Consider the following 16,018-nt stretch of genomic DNA (forward strand, 5'->3'; position numbering starts at 1 on the left):
CCGCGCCGCAGTACGGCTGCCCTGCGCCACGGTGCGCCGGGCGCGAGGTCTGCCGAGGACGGCGCGCATCACGGCGATCGTCTGAGAAGATGAGATCCTACGTCCCACCGCCACCCACGCACGGTGAAAGGAACCATGCCGAACACCACTGGACAGCAGGCCCCCGGCCAGCAGGCCGCGACCCTCGAGGCCTTCGATGCCGTCGACGTCATCCGCACGAAGCGCGACGACTCCGAGCTGAGCACCGAGCAGATCGACTGGGTCATCGATGCCTACACTCGCGGGGCGGTCGGGGACGAGCAGATGTCCGCGCTCGCGATGGCGATCTACCTCAACGGCATGACCGCTGATGAGACCGCCGCCTGGACCCGCGCGATGATCGCCTCGGGCGAGCGGATGGACTTCTCGGGTCTTGACCAGCCGACGGCCGACAAGCACTCGACCGGCGGAGTCGGTGACAAGATCACCCTGCCGCTCGCCCCGCTCGTCGCCGCGTTCGGCGTCGCCGTCCCGCAGCTCTCCGGCCGCGGACTCGGACACACCGGGGGCACTCTCGACAAGCTCGAATCGATCCCGGGCTGGCGCGCGGACCTCGACGCCGAGGAGATGCTCGCAATGCTCCGCGACCCGGGTGCGGTGATCTGCGCCGCCGGTGCCGGACTGGCGCCGGCGGACAAGAAGCTCTACGCGCTGCGCGACATCACCGGCACCGTCGAGGCGATCCCGCTCATCGCCTCCTCGATCATGTCGAAGAAGATCGCCGAGGGCACCGGCGCCCTCGTCCTCGACGTCAAGGTCGGCTCCGGGGCCTTCATGAAGGACCTCGCCTCGGCCCGGTCGCTCGCACAGACCATGGTCGCCCTCGGCCGCGAGGCCGGGGTGGAGACGAGCGCGTTGCTCACCGACATGTCGACGCCGCTCGGACGGACGGTCGGCAACGCGCTCGAGGTGCGCGAATCCCTCGAGGTGCTCGCCGGCGGCGGGCCCGCCGACGTCGTCGACCTCACCGTCGCGCTCGCCGCGGAGATGCTCCGCCTCGCCGGGCGCGACACCGGTGAGGACGCGGTGCGCGATGCGCTGCAGGACGGCCGTGCGATGGACGTGTGGCGCACGATGATCGAACGGCAGGGCGGCGACCCGGACGCGGACCTGCCGCAGGCCACGGAGACCGAGACCGTGACCGCGGAGTCCGACGGCGTACTCATGGAGCTCGACGCGCTCGCGGTCGGCACCGCCTCATGGCGCCTCGGCGCCGGCCGCGCTCGCAAGGAGGATGCGGTGCAGGCGGGTGCCGGCCTCGAGATCCACGTCAAGCCCGGTGAGGCCGTGCGCGCCGGCCAGCCGATCCTCCCCCTCCACTCCGACGATTCCGCACGCTTCGGGAGGGCCCGGGAGTCGCTCGCCTCGGCGATCGTCGTCGAGCCCGCCGCAGAGGGCGCCGACGCCGCGGCAGAACCGATCGTCCTCGACCGGATCTCATGATCCGGCGCCCCACCGCCGTCCCGCACCGATAGGAGACCCCCATGACCTCACGCTCTGACGCCGCCGCGCTCATCGACCACACCCTGCTCAAGCCGGAGAGCACCGCCGCCGACGTCGCCGCCCTCGTCGCCGAGGCGCGCGAGCTCGGCGTCCTCGCCGTGTGCGTCTCGCCGAACGCGCTGCCGCTCCAGGACACCGGCGATCTCGTCGTCGCGACGGTGTGCGGATTCCCCTCCGGCGCCCACGCCTCCGCGGTCAAGGCCGCCGAGGCGCGGCAGGCGGTGGCCGACGGAGCCGCCGAGGTCGACATGGTCATCGACCTCGGGCTCGCGAAGGCCGGGGACTTCGACGGGGTCGAGGCCGACATCCGCGCCGTGGTCGAGGCCGCGGGCCAGGCGCTGGTCAAGGTCATCATCGAATCCGCCGCGCTCACCGACGACGAGATCGTCGAGGCGTGCCGCCGCGCGGAGGCCGCCGGCGCGGGCTTCGTCAAGACCTCGACCGGCTTCCACCCGGCGGGCGGCGCGAGCACCCACGCCGTCGAGCTCATGCGGAAGACCGTGGGGGACCGCCTGGGCGTCAAGGCTTCCGGCGGGATCCGGGACGCCGAGGCCGCCCGCGCGATGATCGCCGCCGGCGCCTCGCGCCTGGGCCTGTCCGGTTCGCGCGCGGTGCTCGACGGCTTCTCCTGATCCGGGAGCGGTGAGTCGGCCCAGGTGCCGACCTCCGCCGCTACAGCCCCAGGTACTCCTGCACCGCGCCCGCGAGCGCATCGAGCGCACGGCGGGTGCCGCCGATGACCTCGAGATAGCACTTGAGCTTGGGCTCCGTCCCGGAGGGTCGGATGATCACGCGGCCGCCGTCCGCGGTGAAGAGCGCCACGCCGTCGGTGGGCGGCAGGCCGTTGAACCTGGCCGCCATGTCGACGACGCGGGTCACCGCGGCCCCGGCGAGAGCGCTCGGCGGCGCACTGCGGACCCGGTCCATAGCAGCGGCGATGAGCGTCGTGTCCTCCATGCGGAAGGTCACCGGTGCGGTGAGGTGGACGCCGTCGCGCGCGCGGATGCGGTCGAGCTCGTCCTCGACGGTGCGACCCTCCGCGGCGAGTTCGGAGACCATCCCGGCGAACACGATCGACGCAGAGATCCCGTCCTTGTCGCGGACCGCCTGCGGAGCGACGCAATACCCGAGCGCCTCCTCATAGCCGAACACCAGGCCGGGCACGCGCGAGATCCACTTGAACCCGGTGAGCGTGTTCGTGTGCGCGAGCCCGTGGGCGCGTGCGACCGCGCTGAGCGCCTGGGACGAGACGATCGAGTTCGCGAGGACCGGGGCCGGTGCGTCCGGTGCCGGGGAGTCTGCGGAGAGGTCGTGTGACCCGGGCGAGCGGTGCGCGGCGGTGCGCGCGGCGATCCTCTCGCCGAGCAGGAGGCCCACCTCGTCACCGGTGAGCTGCCGGAACTCCTGCTCACCCTGCCCGCGCACCGGGATCGCGGCGCTGAAGCGGTCCGCATCGGGGTCGTGGGCGATGATGAGGTCGGCATCGACCCGGCCGGCGAGGTCGAGCGCGGCGTCGAGCGCGCCGGCCTCCTCCGGGTTGGGGAACGTCACCGTGGGGAAGTCGGGGTCGGGGGACGCCTGAGACACGACCACGTGGACGTCGGCGAAACCGCAGCGCTCGAGCGCCCGCAGTGCAGTGTCCCCGCCCACCCCGTGGAGGGACGTGAGCACGATGCGGACCGGCGCCGAGGCGCGCTCGCCCAGCGTGTCGATGTGGGCGAGGTACGCCTCGACGATGTCGGCGCCGGCGGTCTCCCACCCGGACTTGGCGCGCGGAGTGGCGGCGACGGAGGGAACCGCGGCGATCGCCTCGGCGATGAGCGCGTCGAAGGGCGGCACGATCTGTGCCCCGGCACCGTCGCGCGCGAGCCCGGGATCCTCGCCGGTCCGGCTGAGAATGGCGGCGAGCGGGCGCTCGCCGAGGTAGACCTTGTACCCGTTGTCCGCGGGCGGATTGTGGCTCGCGGTGACCATGACGCCCGCGTCGGCGCCCAGGTGCGTCACCGCGAACGCGAGGACCGGGGTCGGCAGGTGCGGGGGCAGGAGGACGGCCCGGCCGCCGGCCGCGGTGACGACCGCGGCGGTGTCACGTGCGAAGTCGGCCGAGCCGTGGCGGGCATCGCAGCCGATGACCACGGAGAAGGCACCCGCGTCGTCGGAGGCAAGAGGGGCGCCCGGGTCGGAACCGACCGCAGTGCACCCGGCGCCCACCGCGTCGTCGAGGAAGCGGGCGAGGCCGGCGGCGGCGCGGATGACGACCGCGCGGTTCATCCGGTTCGGCCCGGCCGCGATCGCCCCGCGCAGGCCCGCAGTGCCGAAGCTCAGGGGTGCGAGGAAGCGGTCCTCGAGCTCGGCGCGCGCCTGGAGGGCGGCAGTGGGCTCCGCGCCGCTGGGCTCGGCGCCTTCGGTGGCGGCGAGCAGGTCCGCGAGCTCGGCCCGGGTGGTCGGGTCGGGATCGTCGGCGATCCATTCGCGGACGATCCGGGCATCGAAGCCGCCGGTGAAGCGGTCGGCGACACGCCCCATCTCAGGCGACCCCGCCGTCCGCAGCGGACCGACCGGCGGCGGGATCCCTGCCGTCCTGACCTGCGGCGATCCGGGTGACGATCCGCGCGAGCAGGTCGGAGATCCGGGGACCGGCGGCCTGGCCGGCCTCGATGACCTCGGCGTGGGACAGGGCCTCCTGGGACACGCCCGCCGCGAGGTTCGTCACGAGGGAGATGCCGAGGATCTCGAGCCCGGCCTCGCGGGCGGCGATCGCCTCGAGCGCGGTCGACATGCCCACGAGCCCGGCGCCGAGGATGCCGGCCATGCGGACCTCGGCGGGGGTCTCGTAGTGCGGCCCGCGGAACTGGGCGTAGACGGCCTCGTCGAGGCTCGGGTCGATCTCGCGGGCGATACCGCGCAGGCGGGAGGAGTACAGGTCGGTGAGGTCGACGAATGTCGCCCCTTCGAGCGGGCTCGCGGCGGTGAGATTGAGGTGGTCGGAGATGAGCACCGGGGTGCCGGGCGCCCACGCGGGGTCGAGGCCGCCGCAGCCGTTGGTGAGGACGAGTGTCGAGCAGCCGGCCGCGGCGGCGGTGCGCACTCCGTGGGCCACGGCGCGGACGCCGCGGTCCTCGTAGAAGTGGGTGCGGGCGCCGAGCACGAGGGCGACCTGCCCGGTGTCGCCGATCCGGATGCTGCGGAGGGTGCCGCCGTGGCCGGCGACGACGGGGGAGTGGAAGCCGGGGACCTCGGCGGCGGGGAGCTCGGAGATCGTCTCGCCGATGAGGTCGGCCGCCTGGCCCCAGCCGGAGCCGAGGACGAGCGCGATGTCGTGGGATTCGACGCGGGCCGCGGAGTTGATGACGGCGGCGGCGCTGGCCGCGACGGCAGCGGGCTCGGTGAGCGCGGAATCGGTAAGCTGGGAGTCGGTCATGGGACGACACTACCGAATGGTCGGCGGCCCGCCGCTGTTCTCCTGCACGCCACCACGAGGAAGGTGACTCGATGACGATCCGCCCGTTCGCGCCCGGGGACGATCTCGCACTCAACGAGGTCCTCCACGACGCGTCGACCCCCGCGCAGCATGCCGCCCGCAACCTCTTCCGCGCCGATTCCGAATCCCCGGTGTCGCGCTGCGTGGTCGCCGTGCTCGACGATTCCGACGCGGGTTCGGGGAGCGGTGCCGGGGCCACGGACATCCTCGTCGGTGCGGCCGCGATCGCCGAATCGCCAGCGCACCCGCACCGCGCCTGGGTCCACGTCGAGGTGGCCGAATCCGAGCGCCGCCGCGGGGTGGGCAGAGATCTGCTCGCCGCCGTCCGCGAGGCCGCGGCGGGGACGACGCTCGCCGGCCTGCCGCTGCGGGCGCGCGTCGCCGCCGGTTCCGACGCCGAGGCGGCCGCCCGCGCCGCAGGATTCTCGCCGCTGTTCACCACGCGCGTGATCGAGGTGTCACCCGGTGCGCTCGGGGGACTGGGCGCGGACCGGCTCGAGGACTTCGAGGTGACATCGACGGGTTCGGTCGCGCTGACGCGGGCATTCGCCGAGTGGTATGCGGGGGTCAACCGTGCGGACCCGGCGGCGGAGATGACGATCGGCCAGGTCAACACCCGGTTCCTCTCCGAGGCCGCGGGCGCGCACGGGGCGGCGCTGCTCCGTGCACCCGGTTCGGGGAAGAACGGCGAGGTGACGACGTTCGCGGTGTCCTACGCCCAGCCGGAGGCCGGTGCTGCCGGTGCCCCGGGTGGCAGCGGGACGGCCGCATCGGGGGCCGGTGCCCAGGGGACTGCCGGCGGGGACAGCACCGGCGCCGAGGCGGGATCACCTCCCGCCGGGGGCTTCGCTGATGATCTGCCGGCCACTGAGCTCACGCTCGGCTCGATCTTCGACGCGCGAGCCGCGTCAGGGCTCGGCGCCGCTGCCGGGACGGACTCGGGAGATACGCGGGCAACCGCGGAGGACACTCCTCGACCCGATGCCGACGACCCGGAGTTCCAGACCGCCCTCGGTGATGCCGGGGTTCTGCTCGCGCGCCTGAGCGTGGAGACCCCGGTTGCGCTCGAGGTGACGAGTGAGATGCCGGTGCTCACCGCCCTCGTCGACGGCCTCCTCGAAGCCGGGCAGGCGCGGGTGATGCAGACGTACCTCACGCTCGGCGCCGGCTGAGAGCGTGGACACGGTCGTTGTCGTTCGGCCGTCGCGCGGAACGCGCGCTCGCCGGTCCCCGACGAGACATAGTCCGGCACGAAACCGGTGTTCTCCAGCGGAGCACCGTCCAGCAACCCCCCGGGTGTGCACGATGTTCGACCCCGCCGCGGAAACGGTGCATACACCACGTGCGTGGGGGCGCCCGGTTCACCCGACGTCGTGGACGATTCCCTGTTCGCGGGCGACGGTGGCCGGATCGGTGACTGCACTCATCCAGGGGTCAGGACGGTGGAGGAGCGCCATGGTCGTCCCCGGCATCGGTCCGAGCGAGCAGCGGAGCGACGTCCACCGGAATCGCCCTCTCAGCAGTGACGAACCACCCCCGCGTCCGAGGCCCGGGGACGAGAGGGAGCTCTCGCAGCCCGTTCTCGGCGAGCTCACCGGCAGTGCGCGCTCCGATGACGAGGGTCGGTCCCAGCCCGGGTGCTCGCGCCAGGGGCGAGCTGTATCCCGGGGAATGATGGAGCGGAAACCCTACGGCGCACGCCTCGGAGGTGAGAGCCCGCGCGACGAGTTCCGGGTCCGCGTGATGCGCTGCCGCGATGGCCATGAGCGGCTCGTCCCGACGGGTGCTGCGATCCCAGGCATCTGCGATCGCCTCGACGAGCACCGGGGTTCCGTCGGGGGTGCCGCGCACAGTGAGGACCGGCCCGTGGAGATCGGGGCTCCAGACGACGGGTTCACCACCGGGCCCCGTGCCGATCTCGACGCCGGTGGGGCCGGGGCCTGGTGCGTCGGCGGCCGGGAGGATCCAGGTAGGCGGCGTGAGTTGCGGGCTGCCGAACGTCTGTTCGTCGATCGTCAGAGGGATAGGGCGCTCCGCTGCGGAGGCCGGATCCTCCCCGTTGACGAGCTGAATGTCCGCGCCCTGTGTGCCGGCCGAGGTGACAGCAGGACCCAGCAGGACCGCGCGGCCGGGAGGCCACCGTCCGGCGAATCGGCGTGCGCTGAGACCCAGATGGCTCGCTTCGGAGGCTTCCGCAGGCGGGAAGATCAGGCGGGTGCGGGCGCGTGCCGCGAGGGGCGAATGCAGAATGCGGCGGCCTGCCGCGATGACGAATGTCAGCGGAGATTCGGGTGAGCCGGTGGCATGGGCGAGCACGGCTTCGAGTCGACTGAGTCGCCGCGTCCCCTCGATCGAGGATCGCAGCGCGTCATAGTCGTCGATGCAGACGACAAGAGGGTTGGAGCCGACACGGTTCTCGAGGGCTCCGAGCAGATGCTCGAGCGCCCAGGTGTCCTGGTGGGCGATGGACACGAACGATCCCCGCGCACGGTCGGAGTCGGAATGCGCGCGGCTCTCATGGTCCGCACACGGTTCCCTGGGGGATGCCGCTGCAGGCGACGCGTCACTTCTCGCATCACCGAGCGAAGCAGGTGAGAATCCGGGTGCCCGGGCGGGAGGGTCCGCACGGTGAGGCATCGGGCCGAGATGGACGACGTCTGCGCCTGCGGCCGCAGCGGCCGAGCCGAGTGTGTGCACCGCAGAGCTCATGCCGGATCCGCGGCCACCCGTGACGATGACGCAGCCGTCGCACACCGGGTTCCACTCCCATTCGACGGTGCGCTTCTCATCCGGGCGATCGATGGTGCCGAGGTGAATCGGACTGAGCGACGGGACGTGATCCGGCAGCGGTGGGCTGACCACCTGAGGGGGCGCCGGGTACGGAGAGGCACGGAGGAACTGCTGCGCGGCTGCGATGAGCCCCGGGACGGTCACACGGGCTCCCGCTCTGGCCGACGACCGCGGAAGATGCACGGTGCCCGACCGCTCATCGGCGATCGACGACCAGGTGAGGACCGGAGACTTCGCAGGAGCGCGGGGTGCATCGCTGTCCACCAGAGCCGCCCGGAAGAGCTCCGGCGCTCCGCCACGGCTGAGGTATGCGGCCCCGGGATCACCGGGAGGGAGATGTGCGGCCGCCTCCGTGCCGATCACCTCGATCGAGTCGGGGACATCCCTCACCCGGAGTGCGATCCGGAGGTTGATGTTCGCCCTCATCCGTGCCGTCACCACTCCGGCAGGTCGTTGGGTGGCGAGGATGAAATGGATGCCGAGCGAGCGACCGAGAGCGGTGAACGACTCGATCATCGCGGTTCCCTCCGGGTTGTCCTCGATGAGGGCCTGGAACTCATCGATGACGACGATGATCCGGGGGAGCGCGGGCGTGCCGCCGGATGCCTCGGAAGAGAGCTCATCGATGTCCGCCGCACCGCGGGCGGCGAGAATCCCCTCTCGGTGGAGGACTTCGGCTCGCAGACTGCGCAGAGCGCGCATCGCCATGCTCGGATCGAGATTGTGCACGAGTGAATCGACGTGGGCGAGACCGGCGAACGGCGCGAAGGTGGCGCCGCCCTTGAAGTCGATGAGGACGAAACGGACTTCATCGGGAGACAGCGCAAGGGCGAGCGAGGTGACCCAGGTGTGGAGGAGGACGGACTTGCCGCTGCCGGTGGTGCCGGCGACGAGAGCATGGGGGCCGTGCTCGACGAGATCGACGTGCAGCGTCCCGACGCCGGTCGAACCGAGAGGGACGCGCACGGTGCCGGGTCGCTGGGTGCGGCGGCCCGGCCACAGATCCGGGCCGAGACCGCCCTCGGAGGTTCGAGCACCGACAGGGATATCGACGAGATCGGAGAGTGAGCGGGGGAGCGGGGCGGCTCCTTCCGGAGGCCGTCGAGGTGTCACGACCTGGAGGAAGCGCTCGGATCGGAGTCTGCGGAGTACGATCGCTCCACTCGTGGGAACCGGGTGCCGGCCGGGGCGCTGGATCCGGTCGATGAAGAGTTCGCCGGAGGAATCGGCATCGCGGCAGACGAGCCGCCACCTCGGCCGATTCGATTCCTCGTCTCCGCTCGGCCGTGCAGCGGTGCTGGTCGGTGAACCCGCCGGGCACCGGATCTCTGCGGTCACGGCGTGCGTCCCGCCGGAGAGCGAGATGACGATCGGAGCTGCTGCTTTCCGCCCCACCGGAGCCGAGGGGACGCCGTTCCTTCCATCGCCTCGGATGTCCGTGGCGGGACTTGTCGCAGCACACGTGGAGTCGAGATCGGGAACCGCGGTCGCCTCGGTGCGGATCACCGGTCCGACCGCTGCGAGTTCGGGCATGATCCGACCCACCTCTGCACCGTGCACCTGGACCGGATGGTCGACTGCGAGAGCATCGGCGATGATGACGCGCACGACATCGAGCACGACCGGAGAAGTACCGACGATATCGAGATCTGCCGACGAGGGCCCGAAGATCACGACGGAGTCATCGACAGCGGGGTACAGGACTCCCTCGAACACGTGGCCGGCGATGCCGGAACGTCGGAGCAGACGTCCGATTCCCGGTGGGACGTCCGTGGATCCGTCCGGAGGACGCGCATCGAGCGGAACTTCGCGCGCGAGCTCTGCGCTCGCGCGTGGGCCGTCAGTCCCCGTCAGCGGAACCGATCCGTCGATCGCGAAAGCTCCCCGGAGCCCATCGAACGTCGGGTGTCCGCGGATCGCGACAGGGCTCAGCGCCGGCCCGTAGCCGAGGACGATGCATCCCCGCGCAGGGGGTGCAATCGAGTGCGCCGACCGCGATTCGTCGATGCAAGCCGACATCTCGCCGAGGAATCCGACGAGCGATCGCCGATAGTCGGTGACCGCGGTTCGCGACTCCCGGTGATGGCGGCGTCGCTCGATCCACCACCGCAGCACCGCGGTCACCGGGCCGGAGAGCGCGAGGATGATGAACCACCACATCCCGGTGACGGCGACGAGGATGATGCCGAGGACGAACGGCAGAAGGCTGAAGATCCACGAGGGCTTCTCCGGTGGGCGGACGCGCGGCGGTGCCGGCCAATCGAGGTCGAGCGGTTCGCACGTCACCGTCGGTCCGGGCGGCAGAACGGTGAGACGGGTGCACCCGATGGTCATCGCATGTCCCGAGTACCTCGAAAGTGCGACGTACGGCACCCTGTCGTCGGTGGATGAGAGGTCGAGGCCTCGAGGACCGTGGGTCACCTCCACCGGTGAGCGGCTGAGGAACGGGTCGGCGATCGGCAGTTCCGCTTCGAGCGTTCTGCCGAGCGTCCAGCTGCCGGGCGGTAGGAGCGAGGCGAATCCGGAGTCCGGACCGGCGGAGACCTCGAGTACTGTCGAGTGCCGCGACTGCGACGTGCCTGCGAGATGCAGCCCGAGGGAAGTGGGCTGCTCGCCGACGAGAACCGCGGTGCATGAAGAGCACCATGACTGCCAGGTGTCGTCCGGCTGCGGCGAGGTCCCGGCTGTTCCGTAGGGACGGCAGTCGGCAACGGTGAGATGCCGAGAGGGCCGTGGAGACGGGAGGTGCGACAGGCTCGAAGGTGGGGTGTCGGCCGCGGTCGAGCCGGGCGTGCTGGGGCACGGGTCCGCATCGAGGAAAGCGCCGAGCACAGTGCTGGCGGGTGCGTCTCCCGGTGCTTCGATCCGGAACGCCCGCACTCCGAACTCTCCGAAGACGAAGGCGAGGAGTGCAGGCATGGTGCGACGGTACGCACCCTGTGCCCCGGCCCGGAAAGCAGTCGGAGGGGCTGTGGACCGCGATCGGCCATCCACAGGAGACACCTACCAGACGCGGCCGTGTTATCCGCAGCGCACTGCCTGTCCGTGGATCAGGGGATCTGATCTCAGGGCATCGCCGGGAGCGCCTTCCGAGACCGCTCGTGCCTCGGGTCCCGGACGGTTGTCGGAGGTGACCGCCATTCACCCTTCGCGCAGTGCGCCGCGCGCTCGAGCGGTCGCGGACAGATCGATTCCGCGGGGGACGAAGGGGGAGAGGATCACAGGACGGTACCGAGTGGTCAGGATGATCTCGACGCTGCGACCGTCCGGAGTGCCGCCCTCGAGGTCGACGTCACGGAATCTCTCGGAGATGTGCGTCCGCCGCAGATACGTTCGGGCTTCACGCTGCACAGCGGCGTCGGTGAAGATGATCGCCGGATCGGAGCCGTAATCGGGTTCGAAGGAGTCGGCGGCGGCGAGCGCTGCGGAGTCGGCGAGGGCATAGAGCTTGCGGTGCGCGAGGTAGATGTCGGTGATCGCCGCGGTGAGGAGGACGAGGAGGAGCGCGATCGTCGCGAAGCCGATGGCCAGCGGCATCATGGAACCGCGGTCGTCGAGCATCATGCGGCGGACCGATGGAACCGGTCGCTGGTTCGACGGAGAGCTCCGACGCCGTTTCCCGCAGCCTCCGCCTTCCACGCGCTGCAACTCGGGGCGCATCCGAATCATCGCTCGGCACCGTCCGTCGAGTAGGGGGACACGATGTCGGAATGTGAGGCGCGCACGGTGATGTGCGGAGCCGATTCGCGCCCGAACAGAGCCGGCATACCGATCACCGGGATCCGTGCCTCGACGTGCGCGATCACTGTCGACCCGGCCTCGTCGCACGGCCCCCGGCACTCGAACCGGATCGTCCAGCGCGCGTCGTCCACCCCGAAGTCCTCGAAATGCAGACGTGCCATCTCCTGCGCCCGGGATTCGGCGGAGGCGGGGTATCGCGCGGCGGTGCGGGAGGCATTGATCGCCGATGCGTGCGTGGCGTAGGAGCCCGCCTGCACCTCGCTGAGGGAGAGCACGAGGTAGACGAGCGGGATGAGGAGGACGACCGAGGCGAAGATGAACTCGATGGGGGCCGAACCGCGATCGGCGGCGAGCTGCTCGGAACAGCCCGGCCGTGCAGAGGTCCTCGAGAAGCACCCCATCACCCGTCCACATCCTCGACGAGAGCGCGGCCGGACAGCTCCCACGACCCCTGCGGTCCCAGCAGTCCGAGCACCGGGATCGGAGTGGTGACGGTGACCACGACGATGCGGGTTCCCCCGGCCTCGGATTCGACGACCTCGATGTCCTGCGCGTACGCCTCGCCGATTCCCGCGGACACGAGAGCCCGGGTGAGCTCGGCTCCGTCCGAAGGCTGCTGATCCGCCAACCCCGCCTGCCGTGCCCCTGCGACCGCGGAATCAGTCACGGTGTTGCGCACGTGCAGAGCGAGTCCGAGTTGGAGCACCGATGCGAAGATCAGACTGAGGAGAGCGCTGACCATGACGAACTCCGCGATCGCGGAGCCGACATCGGCGCGAGTGTGCGCTCCGGGCAGGTCGATCGGGAGGGCGGCCGGCGCAGGCGGATGTGTGCGAGAGCCCCGGCCCGTTGCGCCGAGAGCGCTCCGACGCAGCGGGATCTCCTGATGCGGTGTCGGGGATGTAGTGACGGAGGACATGGATCAGCCCGCGCTGCGGACCTTGTTCATCGCATCCTCGAACATCGAGGTGAAGGCCTCGCCGGCGAGTGCCCACAGGGCGACGACGAGGGCGGCGGTCATCATCGTGATGAGGACCCACCCCGGCACGTCGCCGCGATCGTTCCGGGTGACACGGTGCGAGGTCTGCACGCGAGGATCGGGGGCGATAAGCGCGGTCATGACGAGGTACAGCCGGAGGAGGAAGCGGGAATTCATGATGATGCCTTTCTGCGGGAGCTGCTGACAGGGGAGTGGATTCGCGGGGCGGGAGGAGGGCAGTTGATCGGGGTCGACCGGACGGTTCCCGGGCGAGCGTCCGACCGGTGGTCCGCGGTATCGATGGAGGTCATGGGCGGTTCACCTCAGCCTGTGAGATCGAGGACGGCGAGCGAGGGGAACACCGCGAAGATCACGGTGATCGGGAGCACGAAGAGGACGACGGGGACGAGCATTCCGACCTCCTTCTGACCGCTGAGCTCCATGAGATGCCGCCGACCGTCCTCCCGGACATCGGCCGCCTGGGCGCGCAGCACCTCCGCGAGCGGAGTGCCGCGGGATATCGCGACGGCGATGCCGTCGACGAACTGGACGATGCTCGGGATCGCCGTTCGGCGGCCGAGGTTGTCGAGGGCGTCGACGAGCGGCGTTCCGGAACGGGCCTCGGCGAGGGTGAGGCGGAGCTCTTCGCTGAGCTCGCCCGTCGTGCTCCGGCACGATCGTTCGAGAGCGTCGACGGTGCCTTCGCCGGCGGTGATCGAGAGGGCGAGGAGTTCGGCGATCGTCGGGAACTCGGCGAGGATCCGGACTTCGCGCTGACGGACCCGGCGGGTGAGGAGCCAGTCGTTGAGAAGATGCCCGGCGACCCCGCCGATGGCGATGATGAGGACGAAGGCGACCGGGTTGAATCCGCGGCCCACACTGACGAGTGCGGCCAGGCATGATCCGATGACGATGCCTCCGGCGATGATGAGGAGCTGCTGGGCGCGGAACTTCTCGATCGTCTCTCCGCGCCCCAGACGCGCGAGCCGCGAGGTCACACTCGCATCGGTCGTCAGCCGCGAGGCCAGCCACCGGCCTCCCCGGCGGACGGTCGACCGGATGAGACCGCGGATCCCCGAATCGCTCGGCACGGGTGGACCGTAGAGCTCGGCGACCCGGGGCCGGTCGCGCAGGTACGGCCCGACGCGGTCGTCGAGAGTGGGCCTGCGGAACACCGGAAGGCTGAGCACGAAGAAGGCGATCGACAGCCCGAGGACGAGGCCGCTGCCGATGATCGCCGCCGGGTTGAATGGGGTGAGGTGCTCCATGGCTCACCTCAGAACCCGCGGCTCGACGGGCAGCCGACCGATCCGCTTCATCAGACCGTAGGCGGCCGTCGACACGACCAGGCCGACGAGCAGGAGGACCGTCCCGGCGGCCGTGTTGTAGGCCTCGGCGGTCTGCGGACGCGTGGCGAGGAGAGCGAGCACCACCCACGGTGCGGTGACGGCGAGGCGTGCACCGGTGACCGTCCAGCTCTGCCGGGCCTGGAGTTCGGCGCGGGTCCGCGAATCGTCGCGGATGAACTGGCTCAGCGTCTTGAGCATCATCCCGAGGTCCGTGCCGCCGACCTCGCGGGTGACCGCCAGTGCGGCGACGATCTTGTCTGCGACGGGGTCGGCCGCTGCGATCTTGAACCGCTCGAGCGAGAGGGAGAAGGAGCCGGTGGCCCGGTACTCCTGGGCGAACACGGTGAAGAGAGGGCGGAGCTGCTCCGGTCCGCGCGCACTGAGCCCGCTGATCGCCTCCGGCAGCGAGAGCCCGGCACGGATGCCGGAGTGGAGATGGTCGATCGACTCCGGCCACAGGGTGCGCCGTTCGACCTGCCGGGATCTCGCGCGGTGCCGCACGAACGCGATCGGGGCGAGTGCTGCGAACAGTGCGAAGCAGCCGCTGATGCTCGTCGCACCGGTGAAGAGCATCGCGATGAGGAACGCGGCTCCCGCCGCTGCAGCGCTGATGACGGCGAGATGAGCAGGCGACGTCCGGGGGAACCCGGCCATGGTGAGGGCTTCGTCGAGTTCGACGATGAACCGCGGGCGGGGTCGTGTGCGACGCGGGGTCTCCCACATCGACCACCAGATGAGGAAAGCGCCGCACCCGAGCCCGAGGCCGCACAGAGCGCCCGCCAGCGATGTGCTCATGCGGCCTCCAGGATCGCGTGGATGTCCTTGCCGATCGCGGCGAAGCGCTCGCCGAGGTGGGTGAATCCCGCGCCGCGGGTGAGAGTGCCGTCCGGGCCGGTCTGGAACACGGTCTCGAGCTCGACGATGCCGCCTTCGAGACCACCGGGGATCGCGGCGATCTCCTCGACCCGTCGCTGTCCGTCGCGATCGAGCCGGAGGTGCACGATGAGGTCGATGCTGCCGGCGACGGTCGGAGTGACGAAGGTCGACCCGATGTTCGGCCCGGCGAGGAGCGGGAGGGTGCACAGCTTGGTGACGGCCGAGCGCGCTGAGTTCGCATGGATCGACCCGAGGCCCGGCAGGCCGCTGTTCATCGCGACGAGGAGGTCGAAGCACTCGGCCTCGCGGACCTCGCCGACGATGAGTCGGCTCGGCCGCATGCGCAGCGCCTCCTTGACGAGCTGCCGGAGTGTGATCTCACCGGTGCCTTCGAGCGAGGGCTGGCGGCACTGCATCGCCACCCAGTCACGCGCAGGTACGGTGAGCTCGAACACCTCTTCGCAGGTGATGACGCGCTCGCGTGCAGGGATCGACCCGGTGAGGGCGTTGAGCATGGTCGTCTTGCCGGCCTGGGTCGCTCCGGAGACCACGATGTTCGCACCGGCGATGACGGCTGCATCGAGGAAGATTGCGGCCTTCTCCGGCAGGGTGCCGTTGGCAACGAGGTCGCGCAGGCTCCGGGTGCGGGTGATGAACTTGCGGATGTTGACCGCCGGATGGGCGCGGGTGATGTCCGGGAGAACGACGTGGAGGCGCGAGCCGTCGGGCAGGGTCGCGTCGACGAACGGGCTCGACAGGTCCACGCGCCTGCCCGAGGTGCGGAGCATCCGCTCGATGAGGTCGGAGACCTCGTCGGCGGTGAGCAGGGTGGGGGTGAGCTCGCTGATGCCGCGGCGACTGATGAAGACGCCCTGGGGTGCATTGATCCAGATCTCCTCGACCTCGGGGTCGTCGAGGTACTTCTGCAGTGCGCCGAAGCCCGACACCTCGTCGAGGATCCGCCGGCCGGTCGCCTCCGGGTCCGCCAGCAGGGGGAGTGAGCCGGCGAGGGTGCGCTCGTCGTAGTCGTGGATCACCTGGAGGACGAGCTCCCGGGCCTGGGCGGGTTCCGTGCGCGGATCGATCCCGCGGGTCCGGATGAGTTCTCGGACCTCGGCGGCGATGAGCTCGGCTGCGTCCATGGTGGGTCCTGTGGGGATCGGGCGCTGAAGCGGTCGTCGGGTGGGGGATGCGGTCCCGGATGGGTGGCCCGGGCGGGTGGTGCGGAGGGGTACAGCACCCAAAGTAGACGAATCGAAT

13 protein-coding genes are annotated in these 16,018 nt (G+C 70.8%); 3 read left to right on the top strand and 10 right to left on the bottom strand.

The window, feature by feature from the left end; genetic code table 11:
• Positions 1-135 precede the first annotated feature (135 nt).
• Positions 136-1,482, top strand: a complete 1,347-nt coding sequence (locus C1A17_RS13605; protein ID WP_101653478.1) for a thymidine phosphorylase — start codon at positions 136-138, stop codon at positions 1,480-1,482.
• Positions 1,483-1,523: 41 nt separating this feature from the next.
• Positions 1,524-2,174 (top strand): deoxyribose-phosphate aldolase, encoded by a 651-nt coding sequence (gene deoC / locus C1A17_RS13610; protein ID WP_101653479.1) that lies wholly within the window; start codon positions 1,524-1,526, stop codon positions 2,172-2,174.
• Positions 2,175-2,214: 40 nt separating this feature from the next.
• Here the strand turns inward: deoC and C1A17_RS13615 are convergent, their stop codons facing one another.
• Positions 2,215-4,068: a phospho-sugar mutase gene (locus tag C1A17_RS13615; protein ID WP_101653480.1), complete on the bottom strand. Its 1,854-nt coding sequence runs from the start codon at positions 4,066-4,068 to the stop codon at positions 2,215-2,217.
• A gap of 1 nt (position 4,069) precedes the next feature.
• Positions 4,070-4,963, bottom strand: a complete 894-nt coding sequence (locus C1A17_RS13620) for a purine-nucleoside phosphorylase (RefSeq protein ID WP_101653481.1) — start codon at positions 4,961-4,963, stop codon at positions 4,070-4,072.
• Positions 4,964-5,034: 71 nt separating this feature from the next.
• Here C1A17_RS13620 and C1A17_RS13625 point away from each other — a divergent pair, with 71 nt between their 5' ends.
• Positions 5,035-6,195 carry a GNAT family N-acetyltransferase gene (locus tag C1A17_RS13625; RefSeq protein ID WP_101653482.1) on the top strand — a complete coding sequence of 387 codons (1,161 nt, stop codon included), beginning with the start codon at positions 5,035-5,037 and terminating at the stop codon, positions 6,193-6,195.
• 262 nt (positions 6,196-6,457) lie between these two features.
• Here C1A17_RS13625 and C1A17_RS13630 read toward each other — a convergent pair whose 3' ends face one another.
• From C1A17_RS13630 to C1A17_RS13665, 8 genes are all read right to left on the bottom strand, one after another.
• The gene (locus tag C1A17_RS13630) at positions 6,458-10,147 is read right to left on the bottom strand and encodes an FtsK/SpoIIIE domain-containing protein (protein WP_180953340.1); all 3,690 of its coding nucleotides are present in this window, start codon (positions 10,145-10,147) and stop codon (positions 6,458-6,460) included.
• Positions 10,148-10,954: 807 nt separating this feature from the next.
• On the bottom strand, positions 10,955-11,377 hold the full coding sequence (locus C1A17_RS13635) for a pilus assembly protein TadG-related protein (protein ID WP_180953341.1): 423 nt from the start codon (positions 11,375-11,377) through the stop codon (positions 10,955-10,957).
• A 101-nt stretch (positions 11,378-11,478) separates the two neighbouring features.
• Entirely contained in the window at positions 11,479-11,955 is a 477-nt protein-coding gene (locus tag C1A17_RS13640) for a hypothetical protein (protein ID WP_101653485.1), read from the bottom strand.
• Positions 11,955-12,296 carry a pilus assembly protein gene (locus tag C1A17_RS13645; RefSeq protein ID WP_245873765.1) on the bottom strand — a complete coding sequence of 114 codons (342 nt, stop codon included), beginning with the start codon at positions 12,294-12,296 and terminating at the stop codon, positions 11,955-11,957. The genes C1A17_RS13640 and C1A17_RS13645 overlap by 1 nt, the downstream gene beginning before the upstream one ends.
• 180 nt (positions 12,297-12,476) lie before the next feature.
• Positions 12,477-12,710 carry a hypothetical protein gene (locus C1A17_RS13650; RefSeq protein ID WP_425427315.1) on the bottom strand — a complete coding sequence of 78 codons (234 nt, stop codon included), beginning with the start codon at positions 12,708-12,710 and terminating at the stop codon, positions 12,477-12,479.
• A 146-nt stretch (positions 12,711-12,856) separates the two neighbouring features.
• Positions 12,857-13,801: a type II secretion system F family protein gene (locus C1A17_RS13655; RefSeq protein ID WP_101653487.1), complete on the bottom strand. Its 945-nt coding sequence runs from the start codon at positions 13,799-13,801 to the stop codon at positions 12,857-12,859.
• 3 nt (positions 13,802-13,804) lie between these two features.
• The gene (locus C1A17_RS13660; protein ID WP_101653488.1) at positions 13,805-14,677 is read right to left on the bottom strand and encodes a type II secretion system F family protein; all 873 of its coding nucleotides are present in this window, start codon (positions 14,675-14,677) and stop codon (positions 13,805-13,807) included.
• Positions 14,674-15,900 (bottom strand): TadA family conjugal transfer-associated ATPase, encoded by a 1,227-nt coding sequence (locus tag C1A17_RS13665; protein WP_101653489.1) that lies wholly within the window; start codon positions 15,898-15,900, stop codon positions 14,674-14,676. The genes C1A17_RS13660 and C1A17_RS13665 overlap by 4 nt, the downstream gene beginning before the upstream one ends.
• Positions 15,901-16,018 lie beyond the last annotated feature (118 nt).

This window comes from Brevibacterium ihuae (assembly GCF_900184225.1).
Taxonomy (GTDB): Bacteria; Actinomycetota; Actinomycetes; order Actinomycetales; family Brevibacteriaceae; genus Brevibacterium; species Brevibacterium ihuae.

What these genes read in the sequence shown, in the direction of transcription:
- C1A17_RS13635 (WP_180953341.1), bottom strand. Translation starts at nt 11,377, where the DNA reads ATGATGCTCGACGACCGCGGTTCCATGATGCCGCTGGCCATCGGCTTC.
- C1A17_RS13615 (WP_101653480.1), bottom strand. Translation starts at nt 4,068, where the DNA reads ATGGGGCGTGTCGCCGACCGCTTCACCGGCGGCTTCGATGCCCGGATC.
- C1A17_RS13620 (WP_101653481.1), bottom strand. Translation starts at nt 4,963, where the DNA reads ATGACCGACTCCCAGCTTACCGATTCCGCGCTCACCGAGCCCGCTGCC.
- C1A17_RS13655 (WP_101653487.1), bottom strand. Translation starts at nt 13,801, where the DNA reads ATGGAGCACCTCACCCCATTCAACCCGGCGGCGATCATCGGCAGCGGC.
- C1A17_RS13605 (WP_101653478.1), top strand. Translation starts at nt 136, where the DNA reads ATGCCGAACACCACTGGACAGCAGGCCCCCGGCCAGCAGGCCGCGACC.
- C1A17_RS13660 (WP_101653488.1), bottom strand. Translation starts at nt 14,677, where the DNA reads ATGAGCACATCGCTGGCGGGCGCTCTGTGCGGCCTCGGGCTCGGGTGC.
- C1A17_RS13630 (WP_180953340.1), bottom strand. Translation starts at nt 10,147, where the DNA reads ATGACCATCGGGTGCACCCGTCTCACCGTTCTGCCGCCCGGACCGACG.
- deoC (WP_101653479.1), top strand. Translation starts at nt 1,524, where the DNA reads ATGACCTCACGCTCTGACGCCGCCGCGCTCATCGACCACACCCTGCTC.
- C1A17_RS13645 (WP_245873765.1), bottom strand. Translation starts at nt 12,296, where the DNA reads ATGGTCAGCGCTCTCCTCAGTCTGATCTTCGCATCGGTGCTCCAACTC.
- C1A17_RS13665 (WP_101653489.1), bottom strand. Translation starts at nt 15,900, where the DNA reads ATGGACGCAGCCGAGCTCATCGCCGCCGAGGTCCGAGAACTCATCCGG.
- C1A17_RS13625 (WP_101653482.1), top strand. Translation starts at nt 5,035, where the DNA reads ATGACGATCCGCCCGTTCGCGCCCGGGGACGATCTCGCACTCAACGAG.
- C1A17_RS13650 (WP_425427315.1), bottom strand. Translation starts at nt 12,710, where the DNA reads ATGAATTCCCGCTTCCTCCTCCGGCTGTACCTCGTCATGACCGCGCTT.
- C1A17_RS13640 (WP_101653485.1), bottom strand. Translation starts at nt 11,955, where the DNA reads ATGGGGTGCTTCTCGAGGACCTCTGCACGGCCGGGCTGTTCCGAGCAG.